Source organism: Rhodococcus phenolicus (genome assembly GCF_001646785.1).
Lineage (GTDB): Bacteria > Actinomycetota > Actinomycetes > Mycobacteriales > Mycobacteriaceae > Rhodococcus > Rhodococcus phenolicus.
Genome location: NZ_LRRH01000052.1, coordinates 15,530 through 31,115 on the forward strand (window position 1 = coordinate 15,530; position 15,586 = coordinate 31,115).

15 protein-coding genes, 1 tRNA gene and 2 pseudogenes are annotated in these 15,586 nt (G+C 66.3%); 8 read left to right on the forward strand and 10 right to left on the reverse strand.

Features of this window, described 5'->3' with window-relative positions; translation table 11 throughout:
- Positions 1-109: 109 nt before the first annotated feature.
- Positions 110-1,327: an acetyl-CoA C-acetyltransferase gene (locus tag A8G15_RS14885; protein ID WP_068160793.1), complete on the reverse strand. Its 1,218-nt coding sequence runs from the start codon at positions 1,325-1,327 to the stop codon at positions 110-112.
- A 49-nt stretch (positions 1,328-1,376) separates the two neighbouring features.
- Positions 1,377-2,522 (reverse strand): acyl-CoA dehydrogenase family protein, encoded by a 1,146-nt coding sequence (locus tag A8G15_RS14890; protein WP_068160797.1) that lies wholly within the window; start codon positions 2,520-2,522, stop codon positions 1,377-1,379.
- Positions 2,523-2,627: 105 nt separating this feature from the next.
- Between A8G15_RS14890 and A8G15_RS14895 the strand changes: the two genes are divergently transcribed.
- From A8G15_RS14895 to A8G15_RS14905, 3 genes are all read left to right on the forward strand, one after another.
- Positions 2,628-3,230 carry a TetR/AcrR family transcriptional regulator gene (locus A8G15_RS14895; protein WP_068160801.1) on the forward strand — a complete coding sequence of 201 codons (603 nt, stop codon included), beginning with the start codon at positions 2,628-2,630 and terminating at the stop codon, positions 3,228-3,230.
- A gap of 93 nt (positions 3,231-3,323) precedes the next feature.
- Positions 3,324-3,797 (forward strand): DUF309 domain-containing protein, encoded by a 474-nt coding sequence (locus tag A8G15_RS14900; RefSeq protein WP_068160804.1) that lies wholly within the window; start codon positions 3,324-3,326, stop codon positions 3,795-3,797.
- Between the two features lie 7 nt (positions 3,798-3,804).
- On the forward strand, positions 3,805-4,425 hold the full coding sequence (locus tag A8G15_RS14905) for an LON peptidase substrate-binding domain-containing protein (protein ID WP_068160998.1): 621 nt from the start codon (positions 3,805-3,807) through the stop codon (positions 4,423-4,425).
- A 61-nt stretch (positions 4,426-4,486) separates the two neighbouring features.
- Here the strand turns inward: A8G15_RS14905 and A8G15_RS14910 are convergent, their stop codons facing one another.
- The 4 genes and pseudogenes from A8G15_RS14910 to A8G15_RS31100 form a co-directional block, all read right to left on the reverse strand.
- Positions 4,487-6,148, reverse strand: a complete 1,662-nt coding sequence (locus A8G15_RS14910) for a CotH kinase family protein (RefSeq protein ID WP_211270174.1) — start codon at positions 6,146-6,148, stop codon at positions 4,487-4,489.
- Positions 6,148-6,825 (reverse strand): DUF4956 domain-containing protein, encoded by a 678-nt coding sequence (locus A8G15_RS14915; protein WP_068160806.1) that lies wholly within the window; start codon positions 6,823-6,825, stop codon positions 6,148-6,150. Before A8G15_RS14915 ends, A8G15_RS14910 begins: the two co-directional genes overlap by 1 nt.
- A gap of 55 nt (positions 6,826-6,880) precedes the next feature.
- Positions 6,881-7,798: a polyphosphate polymerase domain-containing protein gene (locus A8G15_RS31095; protein ID WP_068161002.1), complete on the reverse strand. Its 918-nt coding sequence runs from the start codon at positions 7,796-7,798 to the stop codon at positions 6,881-6,883.
- 126 nt (positions 7,799-7,924) lie between these two features.
- A pseudogene (locus A8G15_RS31100) lies at positions 7,925-8,574 on the reverse strand (heterodisulfide reductase-related iron-sulfur binding cluster); the annotation flags it as partial.
- A 294-nt stretch (positions 8,575-8,868) separates the two neighbouring features.
- Between A8G15_RS31100 and A8G15_RS14925 the strand changes: the two are divergent.
- The 3 genes from A8G15_RS14925 to A8G15_RS14935 all read left to right on the forward strand — a co-directional run bounded on the left by A8G15_RS14925 (position 8,869) and on the right by A8G15_RS14935 (position 10,845).
- Positions 8,869-8,945 (forward strand) — tRNA-Met (locus tag A8G15_RS14925).
- A 97-nt stretch (positions 8,946-9,042) separates the two neighbouring features.
- On the forward strand, positions 9,043-10,152 hold the full coding sequence (locus A8G15_RS14930; protein ID WP_068160808.1) for an AI-2E family transporter: 1,110 nt from the start codon (positions 9,043-9,045) through the stop codon (positions 10,150-10,152).
- 204 nt (positions 10,153-10,356) lie between these two features.
- Complete coding sequence (locus A8G15_RS14935; RefSeq protein ID WP_068160812.1) at positions 10,357-10,845, forward strand: DUF1269 domain-containing protein; 489 nt, start codon at positions 10,357-10,359, stop codon at positions 10,843-10,845.
- Between the two features lie 270 nt (positions 10,846-11,115).
- Here A8G15_RS14935 and A8G15_RS14940 read toward each other — a convergent pair whose 3' ends face one another.
- The gene (locus A8G15_RS14940; RefSeq protein WP_068160814.1) at positions 11,116-12,651 is read right to left on the reverse strand and encodes an FAD-binding protein; all 1,536 of its coding nucleotides are present in this window, start codon (positions 12,649-12,651) and stop codon (positions 11,116-11,118) included.
- A 194-nt stretch (positions 12,652-12,845) separates the two neighbouring features.
- A complete protein-coding gene (locus A8G15_RS14945) occupies positions 12,846-13,493 on the reverse strand; it encodes a CoA transferase subunit B (protein WP_068160818.1) in 648 nt (215 codons plus the stop codon).
- 251 nt (positions 13,494-13,744) lie between these two features.
- On the opposite strand from A8G15_RS14945, the pseudogene A8G15_RS31850 reads away from it, so the two are divergent.
- Positions 13,745-14,422, forward strand: a pseudogene (locus A8G15_RS31850) (RNA-guided endonuclease InsQ/TnpB family protein); the annotation flags it as partial.
- Here A8G15_RS31850 and A8G15_RS31855 read toward each other — a convergent pair.
- Positions 14,419-14,589 carry a hypothetical protein gene (locus tag A8G15_RS31855; RefSeq protein WP_245687860.1) on the reverse strand — a complete coding sequence of 57 codons (171 nt, stop codon included), beginning with the start codon at positions 14,587-14,589 and terminating at the stop codon, positions 14,419-14,421. The pseudogene A8G15_RS31850 and the gene A8G15_RS31855 overlap by 4 nt on opposite strands.
- Here A8G15_RS31855 and A8G15_RS31860 point away from each other — a divergent pair.
- The gene (locus A8G15_RS31860; protein WP_245687858.1) at positions 14,537-14,764 is read left to right on the forward strand and encodes a zinc ribbon domain-containing protein; all 228 of its coding nucleotides are present in this window, start codon (positions 14,537-14,539) and stop codon (positions 14,762-14,764) included. The genes A8G15_RS31855 and A8G15_RS31860 overlap by 53 nt on opposite strands.
- 34 nt (positions 14,765-14,798) lie before the next feature.
- On the opposite strand, the gene A8G15_RS14955 is transcribed toward A8G15_RS31860, so the two are convergent.
- Positions 14,799-15,545 (reverse strand): CoA transferase subunit A, encoded by a 747-nt coding sequence (locus tag A8G15_RS14955; protein ID WP_068160821.1) that lies wholly within the window; start codon positions 15,543-15,545, stop codon positions 14,799-14,801.
- Between the last annotated feature and the right edge of the window lie 41 nt (positions 15,546-15,586).

Here is a 15,586-nt window from a genome sequence, read left to right on the forward strand (position 1 = left end):
AGCCCAAGGGTGGTGCTTTTTCAAACAGGATTGGCCCTGAAAAACGTTAGGCCGCATGCCTTTTCAGACATACGGCCTAACGGTGTGATTGCCCGAGCCTATGTGGGCGTCAGCTGAGGCGCTCGAGGACCATCGCCATGCCCTGCCCGCCGCCGACACACATGGTCTCGACACCGAACTGCTTGTCCTGGGCCTGCAGGTTGTTGATCAGCGTATTCGTGATGCGGGCACCGGTCATACCGAAGGGGTGGCCGAGCGCGATCGCACCGCCGGAGACGTTGAGCTTGTCCTCGTCGATACCCAGCTCGCGGGCCGAGCCGAGCACCTGCACCGCGAACGCCTCGTTGATCTCGAACAGGTCGATGTCGGAGACCGACTTGCCGGCCAGCGCGAGTGCCTTCTTCACGGCCTCGATCGGACCCAGGCCCATGATCTCCGGCGACAGACCCGACACGCCGGTCGAGACGACGCGCGCGAGCGGGGTCAGCCCCAGCGCCTCGGCCTTGGTGTCGGACATGATCACCAGCGCGGCGGCACCGTCGTTGAGCGGGCACGCGTTACCGGCGGTGACCGTGCCGTCGGGGCGGAACACCGGCTTGAGCTGGCTGACCGCCTCGTAGGTGGTGCCGGCGCGCGGGCCGTCGTCGGTGGAGACGACGGTGCCGTCGGCCAGCGTCAGCGGGGTGATCTCCTTCTCGAAGAAGCCGGACTTGATGGCCTCCTCCGCGCGGTTCTGCGAACGCACGCCCCACCGGTCCTGGTCCTCGCGGGAGATCCCGGTGTAGGAGGCGACGTTCTCCGCGGTCTGACCCATCGCGATGTAGACGTCGGGCAGCAGGCCGTCCTGATGCGGATCGGTCCATGCGGTGCCGCCCTCGGCGAGCTTCGCGGTGCGGGCCTCGGCGTCGGCGTAGAGCGGGTTCTTCGTGTTGGGCAGGCCGTCGGCGTTGCCGGTGACGTAGCTCGACACCGACTCGACACCGGCGGAGACGAACACGTCGCCCTCACCGGCTTTGATCGCGTGCAGCGCCATGCGGGTGGTCTGCAGCGACGACGAGCAGTACCGGTTCACGGTCACGCCCGGCAGGAAGTCGTAGCCGAGCTGCACCGCGACGGTCCGTGCGATGTTGAAGCCGGACTGGCCGGCGGGCTGGCCGCAGCCCAGGAGGAGATCGTCGATCTCGGCCGGGTCGAGTTCGGGCACCTTCGCAAGCGCGGCGGCGACCATCTGGGCGGCCATGTCGTCGGGACGCAGCGACTTGAGCGAACCCTTCATCGCGCGGCCGATGGGCGAGCGTACTGCGGAGACGATCACTGCTTCGGGCATCGGAAGCTCCTTCGAGTGGAATCTGACGTATCAGGGAATACGGCCGGCGCTAGAGGCCGAGATCGCGGCCGATGAGTTCCTTCATGATCTCGTTGGTGCCGGCCCAGATCTTGGTGACGCGGGCATCCTTCCAGGCACGGGCCACACGGTACTCGTTCATGAAGCCGTAGCCGCCGTGAATCTGCACGCAGGCGTCGAGAACCTCGGACTGTGTCTGCGCCGACCACCACTTGGCCTTGGCGGCGTCGACCGCGCTGAGCTCACCGTCGGCGTGGGCCTCCACGGCCTGGTCGACGTACGCCTCGGCGACCTCGATCTTGGTGACGAGCTCGGCGAGCAGGAACTTGTTGTACTGCATGGTGCCGATGGCCTGGCCGAACGCCTTGCGCTCCTTCGCGTACTCGAGGGTCTCGAGCAGGATGTGCTTGGCGTGGTGCACGTTGTTGACAGCGGAGCCGAGGCGTTCCTGTGGGAGCAGCTTCATCATCGAAATGAAGCCCATGCCCTCTTCGCCGAGGAGGTTCCGGCCCGGGACACGGACGTCCTTGAAGAACAGTTCGGCGGTGTCGGCCTCGGGCTGGCCGACCTTGTCGAGCTTGCGGCCGTTCTCGAAGCCTTCCATACCGCGCTCGACGACGAGCAGCGAAATGCCCTTGGCACCCTTCGACGGATCGGTGCGCGCCGCGACGACGACCAGATCGCAGTTGTAGCCGTTGGTGATGAAGGTCTTCGCTCCGTTGAGGATCCAGTCGTCACCGTCGCGGACCGCGGTGGTCTTGAGGTTGGCGAGGTCCGAACCGCCGGAAGGCTCGGTCATGCCGATCGCGCAGATGAGCTCACCGGTGACGCAGCGGGGCAGCCAGCGCTCGCGCTGCTCCTCGTTACCCAGGTGGACGATGTACGGCACGGTGATGTCGGAGTGGATGCCGAGCGACGACGACAGCGCCATGTTCGCGCGGGCGAACTCCTCGGCGACGATCGCGTTGAACCGGTAGTCGTTCGCTTCCATGCCGCCGAAACGCTCGGGGATCTCGAGTCCCAGGAAGCCCGCCTTGCCTGCTTCGAGCCAGATGTCGCGGGGAATCTCGTGGCGCTCGATGAGTTCCTCGGCACGGGGCATCACGAACCGGTTCACGAACTCGCGAGCCGACTCGCGGAAGGCCTCGTGATCGGGACCGTACAGGGTGCGTCGCATTCAACCGCTCCTAATCTAAGCAATCGCTTATAATCTAAGCGCTTGCTTATAGTGGCCTCGATGCGGCAAGTTGTCAACTGCCGGGGCGACACAGGGAGAGCGACAGTGACCACATCGAGAGACACCGTGATCAGCGGATCCAAGGCGGCGGCCCGCCTACGGGAAGCCGCCGTCGAGGTATTCGCCGAGAGCGGATACGGCGGCACCACCACCAGGCAGATTGCCGCACGCCTCGACATGAGCCCGGCCGCGATGTACCCGCACTACAAATCCAAGGAAGAACTGCTCTACGCGATCAGCTACGAGGGCCACGACCTGGCATTGCAGGTCGTAAAGGACGCCGATATCCCCGACGCGGAAGCCACCCGTCGTCTCACCACAATCATCCGGCGTTTCGCCGAGTGGCAGGCGGAGAACCACAGCCGCGCCCGCGTCGTGCAGTACGAACTCAACGCTCTCACCCCGGAGCACTACCGCGTCATCACGGGCCTGCGGCGGCGCACCACCCAGGTGGTCCGTGACGTCGTCGATGCCGGCCTGGCCTCCGGCGAATTCACCGTGCCCGACGCCGAGGGCGTCACCCTCGCGCTGATGTCGCTGTGCGTCGACATCTGCCGCTGGTATCCGTCGGGTCGCTACCAGGATCCCGACACCATCGGAACGCTCTACGGCGACCTCGCACTGCGCCTCGTCGGCGCCGTGCACTGAGCCGCGAAAAACGCTCGGCCGCTGGACAACCGCCGACGACCCCTGCACGCGGTTGTCGTCGCGGCGCGCGGATCCCGGGGTAGTCTCGACGACATGACCGACCGCGACCGGGACCTGGACGGTAAACCGAAGAACGCCCGCCCCCGCGACGCGCTGGGCCGCCCGCTCCCCTACGGTGAGGAGGGCGTCGAACCGGTCGCCGAGGATCTCGACCTGTCACCCGACGAAGCGATCACCGAGGCCCAGCGTCTGCTCGACCACGGTTATCCGTTCCACGCGCACGAAGTGTTCGAAGGGTCGTGGAAATCCGCGCCGCTCGAGGAGCGCACCCTGTGGCAGGGACTCGCACAACTCGCGGTCGGGCTCACCCACCTGCTGCGCGGCAACCCGGCCGGGGCGGCATCCCTGCTGAAACAGGGGCAAGCGCGCGTCCGCCACTACGAGGATGCGCCCCCGCACGGGCTGGACATCGACGGCCTGTCCGCGTGGGCCGACCACCTGCTCGCCGAAATCGACCGCGGCGACCCGATCCCCGAACCTCCCGTTCCACGCCTGCGGATGCCATGATGCGGTGATGCCGATCCTGCCGATGTTCCCGCTGGGAACAGCGCTGCTGCCGGGCGATCACCTGCCGTTGCGTGTGTTCGAGTCCCGCTACCAGCAACTGGTCCACGACTGCATGGCCGCGCCCGACGGACCCCGCTTCGGCGTCGTACTCATTGCCCGCGGACGGGAGGTCGGTGGCGGCGACGTCCGGCACGACGTCGGGACGGTCGCGCGGATCGTCGTCGACACCGAACTCGGCGGCGGCCACCACCGGCTCGAATGCCTCGCCGAGGAACGCATCCGCATCGTCCGGTGGCTGCCGGACGACCCGTATCCACGCGCCGAAGTCGAGCCGTGGCCCGACGCTCCGTCCGAGGGCACGGACCTCTCCGGGCTGACCGGTCTGTTCGGGAAGCTGTACGGACTGCTCGACCGGCTCACCGAGAACGGAGTGACACCCCCGCGCGCGGACGATCTGCCCGACGACCCGGGTGCCCGGTTGTATGCGTTGTCGCGCTGGGTACCGATGGGTGAGGCGGACAAGCTCGCGTTGCTCACCGCCCCGGGTCCCGACGAACGACTCGCCGTACTCACCGAAGCGATCTCCACGGCAATCGACATCGCCGAATGGCGGCTGAAGGAACAATGACCGGGCAGCGGCGACGCGATGTGGGAACACCGCGCCGCCGTTCGGTTGCCGCCGGTCCCGCTCACCGAGTGCGCAGGGTGGCCAGCGCCTCCGTGCGCTGATCGATCCACGTGCGCATCGAATCGACGTTCTCCTGCAGCGTTTCCCGGGTCAGACCGTCGGTGACCGGGACGGTCGCGGCGATCTCGTCGAGGAGCGTGCCGGCGCGGCCACTGCCGTACATCTGCTCGAACAGGTCCCAGTACGCACTCTCGTACAGGGCGGTGAACGCGTCCGAGTCGAGGAAGCGGGTTTTGAGCGAGTTACCCGATCGCATTCCCTGCGGGCCGTCGCCACCACCGGGCGTCCCCGGGCCCTGCGGCGCGGTCGTCCCGTCCTGCGGTGTCACCGCGGCCGGCGGAGTCATTCCCTCAGGCGGCGTCATGCTCTCGGGGAGGGCCGTACCGCCCGCGGCGCTCTGGGTATCGTCGGTGCCGGTCGCACCCGGTCGCACGCCCGGCCGGCCGCCGCCCATGCCGACCGGATCGTTCGGTCCCGTGCTCGTGCCGCCCTGCATCGCGAGGTTCAGGTCCCACGAGACGACCGTGATCTTCTTCGTGTCGAGGTCGTACCAGAGGTAATAGTTCTGGCCCGGGCCGCTCATGTCGTCACCGTTGACGATCAGGTTCTGCGTCGCGACGTAGCGCGCGAAGGACTCGACGTCGACCCAGTCGGCCAGATGGGCATCGAACTCCTCGTCGGTCGCCGAGTCCATCCACTTCAGGAAGTTGACGATCGGCTGCAGATTGCCGGTACCGACGGCGTTGATCTGCTTGAACTGATCGGAGTAGGAGGACTGGTCGTCATCGATGTACTCGAAACGCGAACTGGCGTCGGCCTTGTACAGGTAGCCGTCGCCGTCGAACAGCGAATTGGCGTAGCCGTCGTCGGGATGCTCGAGGAGCAGACGCGTCGCGGTGGCACTGTCGTTGATCGAGTACACCGTATACGCGTATCGCTGTGTCGGCTGGCCGGTTTCGGCGGTGAGCGACAATGCCATCGCCTCGTTGAGTACCGGCGTCCCCGGCCGTACGGACAGTTGGGTCATGCCCTGGTAGGCACGGCCGGAAGCGTTCTCGTCGAAGCTGATGAGCAGCGGCAACGACGTCGGGTCGTCCGCGGTGGCAGGCGACATCATGCCGCCTGCACCACCACCGGGACCTCCTCCCGTCATCTCCGCCGGATCGAAATCCTCTGGCAACTCGAAACCTTCGGGCAATTCCATGCCCTCCGGAGGCCGGAAACCCGAACCGCCGGGCACGGCACCGTCGCCGCGCACACCCATCAGGGTGGAATTGCCTTTGAGCCGCACGGCCACGTCGTTGACGAAGGTGCCGTCGATGGTGAGATCGGCGATGACCCACTTCTTCTCGCCGGTCTTCTGGAAGGTGGCGATCATGTCGTCGTATTCGGCGTCGGAGATCTCGAGCGAAACCTCGTGCTGCACCGAACTGTCGAACAGATCGACGGTGCCGCTGATGTTGTCGGTGATCTCCGACGCGATGACCGTGGTATCCCCGGTGATGTAGGGACGGATCCTGGCCGATCCGAACACCGTCGCCATGACCGTGACGAACGCGACGAACACCACCAGCAGCTTCCAGTGCTGACGCAGCGACGTCGGAATCCGATGTTTCAGCCGACGCCGCGGTCGGGGCTCGCCGGCGGTGTTCGTCTCGTTCATCAGATGTCCGTCTGGTCGTATCCGGTCAGGACGGTGACCCGCTGACCTGTGTTGACCGCGCTCAGCGCCGCGATCAGCTCGGACGACTTCTTGCCATTACGAAGCTGCGCCGTGTAATACAGCTCGTTCAATGCTCCTGCCCGGACGCTCTCGGTGGAGACGAGTTCGAACTCGGAGCAGAACCGGATGAGCACGTCCTCGACGAGTGCGTCGAACTCCGGCTCCGGCGGTACCTGCACCTTCACGACCTGACGCTGCACGTCGAGCTTGAACCAGTTGAACTTGTTCATGATCAGCAGCACGAGACAGATCGCGACGGTCGCGGCGATGGCCAGCACATAGAAGCGGGTGCCCGTGGTCATACCGACCGCCATCACCAGGAAGATGAAGCCCACGTCACGAGTTTCCTTGATGGCGTTACGGAATCGTACGACCGACAACGCGCCGACGAGAGCGAACGCGCGGGCGATGTTGGAGCCGACCACGAGCATGATCAGCGAGATGATCATGCCCACCATGACGAGCGTCTGCACGTAGGACTGACTGTAGGAAACGTTCTTGTGGGTGTACCGGTACACCCAGCCGATGACGGCGGACAGCACGAACGCCAACGACAGCGACACGATGATGTCGAATGTCGAGAACGTTCCGCTGAGATCCTGGAGATCGAAATTCATTGTTGTCCTAGTAGTTCGGATGTTGTGGATGTCGGAGCAGAGGCAGGGCGCGTGTTCAGCCCAGTGCCGGCACGGGAGTTCCGAGAAGATCGGCGGGCGCGCGATTGTCGAACCCGTCCGGCAGGACCAGTTCGGGAGCCCCGACGATCGATCGCGGCGCCAGCCCGAATGCCTGAACCGACTGACAGTACTTCGACACCCGGATCACCGACATATCCAGACGCGCAGTCAAATCCGTCGCCCAGTAGGGAACACGCTCGTTCGCCTTCAGTTCGACGACGGCCAGTTTCGGCGGAATGACGAATCTGTTCCCGGCGCCGGAAGCGAAATGGAAATCGCGGTCACGGCCGTGAACCTTGTGGTCGATGGTCACCCGTAGCCCCAGGTCCGCCTCGCGGCCGACGAACGCCTCCCGCAGATAGCCGGTGGTGACGACGGGCCGAAGATCGAGATTGCCGATCAGGGCGGTCACCTCGTGTACGAACGGACGCTGCGACGGATCGCACTCGATCTCCTCGCGCCCGTCCAACCACCGGCGCGCCACCCCGTAGGGCAGTGCGATGCGGCGCTTCTGCGTCACACGGTTGACGCGCTGCTTGATCTCGATCTGCACCGACGTGTCGTCCGTGCAATCCGCCGGATTACCGTACAGCCGCATCCGGAGCTTTCGCCGGAACTTCAGGCCCTCGATCTTCTCCCAGTAGAAGCGCAGATCCGCGGTGTCGTAGTAGAGCGACGTCACCGGGTACCCGCCGTGCGGTGAGAACGGATCGGTCTCCATCCGCGCGGCGAGTTCGGCGCGCAACTCGGGGACCTTCATCTCGTCGACGAAGTACTTGATCTCGTACCGGTTGAAGGCGTGCAGCTTGCTCGCCGTCTGCTGATAGCCGGAGGGGACGGTCGGAACGTCCTCGGCCGATTCGGTTCGATCATGCGGCGAGGATCGCTTCCGGAATCGATCGATGAGGCTCATGGCGGCGGCAACTCCCGGCTGATCGGCGGCGAACAGGTGAACGCCACGAGTACACCCGGCGACGTTTCCGGGAAGCTGGAAGAAAGCTGGCAATCGGCTGGGAGTCGATGAGGACCATCCCACGATCACGACCACGACCACGAGGGTCCGCGGCCCGTGCACACCCTCGACCCGTTCAAGTTCGATGTCCGAGGTCGCGGACGGGCCGCTGATCAGCGTGGTGGGCCGCTCCGGCACCAGCCGGGCCATGGCCTCGGGCACCCCGACCTCCACGGTGTCGAGTGGCACGACGCACACGTCCAGGGCCGGAACCAGCGACGAGTCACCGGCCGTGCAGCATCCGGCACCGGTGGCGGCGATGTTGCGGAGCTTGTCGGAGAGCATCGCCGTGGATGTTCCGGCGTTCTTGATCGCGAACGTGCCGCCGAAGCCGCAGCACGAATCCGCTTCGGGGAGTTCGACGGGGCGTCCGCACAGCGCGGCGTCGCCGTAGCGGCCGGCGACGATCTCGTGCTGATGCCGGTCGGATCCGGCGCAGGATCCGGGCGGGACGACGACCGCGTCGATGGAACCGTTGCCGAAGGTCTCGGCGTAGTTGCGCACCAGGGGCAGTGCGTCGGGCTGGTATCCGGTGTCGACGTGCATCTGGCCGCAGCAGGTCTGGCCGGGCGGGAACACCACGTCGTGGCCGAGGCGAGCCAGGAGCAGGGCTGTGGCTTCGACCGCGCCGGGAACAGGGTGTCCCCGAGGCAGGTGGCGAACAAGGCGACTCGCATCGTGGATCTCCGCATCCGGACCGTGCGGTCCGACCACAACGCACGCGTGGCGACGCCGCACGGCAAACGACCGGCACAGGCTCTGCTGGAGCTACTGCTGGCCCGTGCCCCGCTCGCCACGTGGCCCACGACCTGCGACCGGCTGCGCGGCGAACATCGCGGGCTCGTCGACACCGTGCACGCCGGATGCGCACGCCGCGCGGCAGCGGATCACCGATCACATCCGCGGCTACTACGCGGTCACGAGCCCCTGAACGGAGCACCCCGTCCGATGGTGTACTGTGGACAACGCAACGCGGGGTGGAGCAGCTCGGTAGCTCGCTGGGCTCATAACCCAGAGGTCGCAGGTTCAAATCCTGTCCCCGCTACCACCACCGGCCCGGACTCTCACGAGTCCGGGCCGGTTTTGTTGCTGCCGAGGGTAGATTCCGCCTTGTGTAACCGTCGGGCCGGCGACCGGGAGGCGAGATGAGCGAGGACGGACCGAGCGAATCGTCCCGACGGCCCAGCACCCCGCGCTGGCTTCGGCCGGCGATCCTCTACGTCCTGCTCGCGGTCGCTGCCTACCAGCTGTCCGGATGGTTGTTCTACAACCTGCGCGACTTCCTGGGGTTGCTGTTCCTCGCGTGGTTGCTGAGCATCACGATCGAGCCGGTCGTCGATCGGCTCGACCGGTTCGGGATGCGACGCGGCGCCGCGACCGGACTGGTCCTGTTCGGCCTGCTCGCGTTCCTGATCGGTTTCGTCGCGTTGTTCGGCGCCCTGCTCGTCGACCAGCTCGGCCAGCTGCTCAAGGCGCTCCCGGACGCGATCACCACGGTCACCGAATGGTCCAACCGCACGTTCGACACGAACTTCTCGACCGGCGACGAGCTCATCCACCTCACCCCGGACACCGTCCGCGATCTCGCGCAACGGTTCACACCCGGCGTGCTCGGGGTCGTCTCGTCGGTCGTGAGCGTCGTGTTCCAGGCCATGACGATGCTGCTGTTCGTGTTCTACATGTCGGCACAGGGGCCGGCCCTGCGCCGGCATATCGCGAGCTGGTTTCCCGCCCGGCAGCAGAAGATCATCGCCGACGTGTGGGAGACGTCCGTGGACAAGGCAGGCGGCTACGTCGTCTCGCGGCTGATCCTCGGCGCCATCAGCGCGGTCGGCACCGGCATCTTCCTGATGATCATCGGTGTGCCCTACTGGCTGCCTCTCGCCCTGTGGACGGGCATCGTGTCTCAGTTCGTCCCGACCCTCGGCACCTATCTGGCGATCGGGTTGCCCGCGATCATCGCCGCCGCCAATCAACCCATCGACGGGCTGTGGGTGGTGCTCTTCGGCACCGGCTACCAACAGGTCGAGAACTACGTACTGCATCCGCGCATCACGTCGCGGACGGTGTCGATCCACCCGGCGATGGCGTTCGGTTCGGTGATCGTGGGTGCGTCACTGTTCGGGGCGATGGGCGCGCTGGTGTCGGTCCCGGTGGTGGCGGTGATCCAGGCGCTCGTCGAAACCTACGGTCACCGCTACGAACTCGTCGACGAGGTAGCCGACCCGGACCGCACCGAGCCGCCCGACGATTGAGGTGCGCCGTCGCACCCGTGTTCCTTCCGGCTCCTCCAGGAGCTGTGCTGTCTACACAGATGTGAGACACGGCCCCCTGCTGTGCTCGACGAATCGGGGCCGGGTGCACCGTGGTTCATCCGAAACGAGTGACGCCACAGCACCGGTGAATTCATACCGTCATAGATGTAATCCGATCGCTGACGAAACGAAGGAGCCAGGGATATGAGTGCGACGTTGACGGTATGGAAGTTCCCGACCCCTTCCGGGGCCGATACCGCGATCACCACCCTCGAAAACCTCCAGAAGCAGGAACTCATCACCGTGCACGACGCCGCGATCGTCTCGTGGATGGACGGAGCGAAGAAACCGAAGACCCGTCAGCTCCACAACCTCGCCGGTGTCGGCGCCCTCGGCGGCGCTTTCTGGGGACTGTTGTTCGGGCTGCTGTTCTTCGTTCCGCTGCTCGGGGCTGCGATCGGAGCCGGCATCGGCGCCTTGACCGGATCCTTGACGGACGTCGGTATCGACGACGACTTCATCAAAGGTGTGCGCGACAAGGTGACCCCCGGAACTTCGGCGTTGTTCGTACTGACGTCCGACGCCACGGTCGACCGAGTCCACGAAGCGTTTGCCGGACAATCCGGTGAGCTGGTTTCGACGAATCTCAGCCACGAAGAGGAACGACAGCTGCGCGAGGTGTTCGCCGAATAGCAGCAATCGTCTTCGCCTTCCCGGCCGAGCGGAAGGGCTGATCGTCTCGAGGGTGCGGGTCTTCTGGCAGGAGGCGAGCCGGTGGGACCGGGGGTCCACCGGCCCTGTTCCCGGATCCGATCCGGTTACAGCAAAGTCCGTAACCGGATCGGGTGTCCGCACCTGCGTCACCGCATCGTGGCTCACATCCGGGTGGACATCCCGCGTCTCACTTCGTCCGGCCGAACAGCGCCTCTGGGGCCGGGAAAGTCGGACGGGCGACGGACTCGCCTAATTGCCCGCCATGTCACGCACCGCGAGGTGCGCGAAGAGCGCGCTCGTACCGATCGGGTTGCCACCGCCCGGGTACACGGTGCCACTCGGTGCGGCCATGGTGTTGCCTGCGGCGTACAGACCGCGGATCGGTTCGCCGGCGGTGTCGAGCACCCGCCCGACGGTGTCGGTGCGCAGACCGCCCTTGGTGCCCAGGTCGGAGATGCCGAACTGTGCGGCATGGAACGGGCCCTTCTCGATCGGAACCAGGGCCGATCCACCACCGGTGAATGCCAGGTCGTACGGTTCGTCACCGCGACCGAAGTCCTCGTCGACACCCTTGCCCGCGAGCTCGTTGTACCGCGCGACGGTCGCGACCAGTTCGTCGGCCGGAACCCCGATCTGCTCGGCCAGTTCCTCGAGGGTCTCGGCGGACTTCCACAGACCCGCATCGACGTACTTCTCGGTCTCCACCAGCGGCACGTTGGTCGCCGCGATCGGCGGCACCGCTCCCGCACGGTCGTCGTAGACCATCCAGAACGGCAGGGTCATCTCGCCGGCGTCCATGCGCGCGATGACCTCGCGGCCGAGCCGGTCGTAGGGGGCGTACTCGTTCGTGAAACGGTGGCCGTCCTGGTCGACGAAGATGCCACCGGTAAAACACAACGCGAACGCCGAACGGCCGTCCGGATGGGTCAGACCCGGGGACCACCAGGCCTCGCCCATGAGATCCACGTCGGCGCCCGCGGTGATACCGGCGCGGTGTGCCTTCCCGAGGTTCGACCACGGCCCCATCGAGTCGCGCGCCGAGCCCGGCACGCCGAACTCGGTCCGCATCTCCTGGTTCTGATCGAACCCACCGGCAGCGAGGACGACGCCCTTCCGTGCGCGGATCGCGCGACGTTCGCCGTCGCGTTCGACGATCGCCCCGACCACGGCCCCGTCCTCGACGACGAGTTCCTCGAGCGGGGTGTTGCGATGCAGCTGCACGTCGGGGTACTTGCGCAGCGCGATCAGGAACCGTCCGATGAGGGCGCGACCACCGATGAGTATGTCGGGCAACGGCTCTCCGTTGCGCTCACGTCCGAGCGGTCCGCGGATCGACTCGTTGAGCTCGGGCTCGTCGGGCACTTTCAGCGGAACCGGGGCGATATGGCGACCGGTGGCGCTGGCCTTGGGCGCCTTCCCGAAGTAGTCCGGCCACGGGTAGGCGACGAACGCGAGGTCGTCGTCCTGTTCGAGGTAGTCGATCAGCGGGGCGCCGCCGGTGACGTACGCGTCCTGCAGTTCGCGAGGCGTACGGTCGCCGACCACCGCGTGGTAGTAGGTGAGGGCGTCCTCGATGGTGTCCTCGTCGCCGGCGCGACGCAGCACGGCATTGGTCGGGAACCACACGCCGCCACCACCCGAGTAGGCGGTGGTGCCGCCGAACTGCTCCGATGCCTCGACGAGGATCACCGACAGGCCCTCACGGGCGGCGGTGTAAGCGCCGCAGCACCCACCGGCTCCCGACCCGACGACGAGCACGTCGCATTCTTCCGCCCAGTCCACCATCACTGCTCCCCGATCGATCGATCTCAGGCCGTCGAGCAGGACGCTAACCCTTCGATGTGCAGCGGCACACAAAGATCCCACCCACCGGGAGATCACGATCCGAGGGAAGCACGCACGGCCGACGGCCGTCGTCCATCGAAGACAGCGCCGCCCGCCGGTCCCCCTGCAAGGCCGGCGGGCGACGCGGGCGAGCGCTAGAGGATCAACGCCGCGGCAGTCGCGGCGACGACCTCCTCGACACTCACGTCGGGGGCCGTCTCGACGAGCTTCAGTCCGTCGTCGGTGACGTCGATGACGGCCATGTCGGTGATGATCCGCTGGACGCAGCGCTTGCCGGTGAGCGGCAGGGTGCACTCCTCGAAGATCTTGGGTTCGCCTTTCTTCGTGACGTGCTCCATCATCACGATCACACGCCGTGCCCCGTGCACGAGATCCATCGCGCCGCCCATGCCCTTGACCATGGCGCCGGGGATCATCCAGTTGGCGATGTCACCCTTCGCGCTGACCTGCATCGCACCGAGGACGGCGACGTCGATCTGGCCACCTCGGATCATCCCGAACGATTGCGACGAATCGAAGAAGGACGCGCCGGGAACGACGGTGATGAGTTCCTTGCCGGCGTTGATGAGCTCGGGGTCGATCTCGTCCTCGTACGGGTACGGGCCGACACCGAGCACCCCGTTCTCCGAGTGCAGCACGACCTCGATGTCCGGGTCGAGGAAGTTCGGGACCAGCGTGGGCATGCCGATGCCGAGGTTGACGTACTGCCCGTCGGACAGTTCCTGTGCGACGCGCGCGGCCATCTGTTCGCGGGTCAGTTTGCGGGTGGCTGCCTGAGTCATCTGATGTTCGGCGCGGATACTCCCCCGTTCACGGGGGAGAGGAAGCGCCGACCTCCTCTCCCGAGGTGTAGTGGTGTCGAACGAACGTGTCGGTGGGTGCGGTTAGCGTGCCCGGCATGGGGACCGAGGTGGGGCGCTACAACTACCGGTTGCGGCCGGGAGCGCTCGCCGAACGCGCCCTGATCGAGGAGTGGCATCGCTGCCGGTTCCTGTGAAACGAAGCGGTCCACCAGTTCAAGACCGGCGGGAAGCCGACGTTCGCGAAACTGAGCAAACAGTTGACTCGGGCCCGGGGACGGTCGTCGTGGCTGCGGGATGGTTCGCAGGTGGCGCAGCAGCAGATGTTGCGCACCTACGCGCAGGCGTTGGACACCTCGTTCACGGTCAAGGGCCGGGGACGGCCCCGTTTCAAGGCGCGGAAGAAGACGTTGCCGTCGCTCGAGTACACGCGCCGCGGGATCCGGGACGGGCGGCTGGTGTTGCCCAAAGGCGTGAGTATCCCGGTGGTGTGGTCGCGGGAGTTGCCGTCGGAGCCGTCCAGTGTGCGTATCACGCGTGATTCGGTGGGGCATTGGTATGCCTCGTTCGTGGTGACCCGCGTCGCCGAGCCGATTCCCGTCGCCGATCCGGACAGCATGGTCGGGATCGCTTGGGGTGTGACGCAGACCGCGACGGCCACCGACACCCGGTTCGATCTGCCCCATGCCGGACACCGGAAACGATGCGCGGCGGAGTTGGCGAAATCCCAACGCCGGATGGCACGGCGGCGCCGCGGGAAAGGACACGCTCCGTCGATGGGTTATCAGCGGGCCCGCAAGACCGCGGCGAAGGTGCAGAAGAAGGCGGCCCGGCAGAATCGGCACGACGGCCGGATCTGGGCCAAGACCGTCGTGGACGCGCATCATCTCGTTGCGGTGGAGGACTTCTAGCCCAAGTTCCTGTCGAAGACGAGCATGGCGCGCAAGGCGGCGGATGCCGCGGTCGCGACGGTGAAACGGGAGTTGATCGAGCAGGGCAGGCGGGCCGGCCGGAAGGTGGTGGTGGTGCGGCCCGCGTATACGACGATGACGTGTTCGGGGTGTTTTACGAGAGCCAAGCAACCCCTCGAACTCGCGGAACGAATATTCCGGTGCTGGGCGTGCGGGTATACCGCGTGCCGGGATCGGAACGCTGCCAGGGTGGTTCTGGTTGTGGCGGAGCGTGGCCACACCGGTGTTGACGACGTGAGTCAAGCGGATCACCTCCTTCGAGGTGGTGCGGTTGCGGTCTGAGCCGGGAATCTCCTGGCCACGGGCGGGAGAGGCGTTAAGAACGGATTGTCCTGTTCTCGATGCCGACGGTGACCGGGCCGACCGGCACGACGCGCTGCACGTGGATGCCGGGGGTCTGGATCTCGTTGGGATCCAGTTCGCCCGGTTCGACGAGATACTCGACCTGGGCGATGGTGATGCGGCCCGACGTCGCGGCCGGCGGATTGAAGTTCCGGGCGCTCTGCCGGTAGACGAGGTTGCCGTGCCGATCGCCCTTCCATGCGTGGACGAGGGCGTAGTCGGCGACGATGCCGCGTTCCATCACGTAGGTGACTCCGTCGAATTCGCGGGTCTCCTTGGGTGGGGACGCAACCGCGATGCCGCCCTTGCCGTCGTAGCGCAGGGGCAATCCGCCCTCTTCGACCTGGGTGCCGACGCCGGCCGGGGTGAAGAACGCCGGAATGCCGGCGCCGCCGGCGCGCATGCGCTCGGCGAGGGTGCCCTGCGGAGTCAGCTCGACCTCGAGTTCCCCGGCGAGGTACTGGCGGGCGAATTCCTTGTTGGCGCCGACGTACGAGGAGATGGTGCGGCGGATGCGGCCCTTCTCCAGCAGCACACCGAGACCGAATCCGTCGGTTCCGCAGTTGTTGCTGACCGTCTCGAGGTCGGTGGCGCCCTGGTCGAGGAGGGCATCGATGAGGATTTCGGGGACGCCGACCAGTCCGAATCCGCCGACCGCGATCGTAGCGCCGTCCGGGATGTCGGCTACGGCCTCGGCGGCGGTGGCAACGACTTTGTCCATGCCGAAAGAGTAGCCGGAGTCGTACGCAATGTGAACCCCTG

What these genes read in the sequence shown, in the direction of transcription:
- A8G15_RS14940 (WP_068160814.1), bottom strand. Translation starts at nt 12,651, where the DNA reads ATGGTGGACTGGGCGGAAGAATGCGACGTGCTCGTCGTCGGGTCGGGA.
- A8G15_RS14945 (WP_068160818.1), bottom strand. Translation starts at nt 13,493, where the DNA reads ATGACTCAGGCAGCCACCCGCAAACTGACCCGCGAACAGATGGCCGCG.
- A8G15_RS14930 (WP_068160808.1), top strand. Translation starts at nt 9,043, where the DNA reads ATGAGCGAGGACGGACCGAGCGAATCGTCCCGACGGCCCAGCACCCCG.
- A8G15_RS14910 (WP_211270174.1), bottom strand. Translation starts at nt 6,148, where the DNA reads ATGAACGAGACGAACACCGCCGGCGAGCCCCGACCGCGGCGTCGGCTG.
- A8G15_RS14885 (WP_068160793.1), bottom strand. Translation starts at nt 1,327, where the DNA reads ATGCCCGAAGCAGTGATCGTCTCCGCAGTACGCTCGCCCATCGGCCGC.
- A8G15_RS14900 (WP_068160804.1), top strand. Translation starts at nt 3,324, where the DNA reads ATGACCGACCGCGACCGGGACCTGGACGGTAAACCGAAGAACGCCCGC.
- A8G15_RS31095 (WP_068161002.1), bottom strand. Translation starts at nt 7,798, where the DNA reads ATGAGCCTCATCGATCGATTCCGGAAGCGATCCTCGCCGCATGATCGA.
- A8G15_RS14915 (WP_068160806.1), bottom strand. Translation starts at nt 6,825, where the DNA reads ATGAATTTCGATCTCCAGGATCTCAGCGGAACGTTCTCGACATTCGAC.
- A8G15_RS14905 (WP_068160998.1), top strand. Translation starts at nt 3,805, where the DNA reads ATGCCGATCCTGCCGATGTTCCCGCTGGGAACAGCGCTGCTGCCGGGC.
- A8G15_RS14955 (WP_068160821.1), bottom strand. Translation starts at nt 15,545, where the DNA reads ATGGACAAAGTCGTTGCCACCGCCGCCGAGGCCGTAGCCGACATCCCG.
- A8G15_RS14890 (WP_068160797.1), bottom strand. Translation starts at nt 2,522, where the DNA reads ATGCGACGCACCCTGTACGGTCCCGATCACGAGGCCTTCCGCGAGTCG.
- A8G15_RS14935 (WP_068160812.1), top strand. Translation starts at nt 10,357, where the DNA reads ATGAGTGCGACGTTGACGGTATGGAAGTTCCCGACCCCTTCCGGGGCC.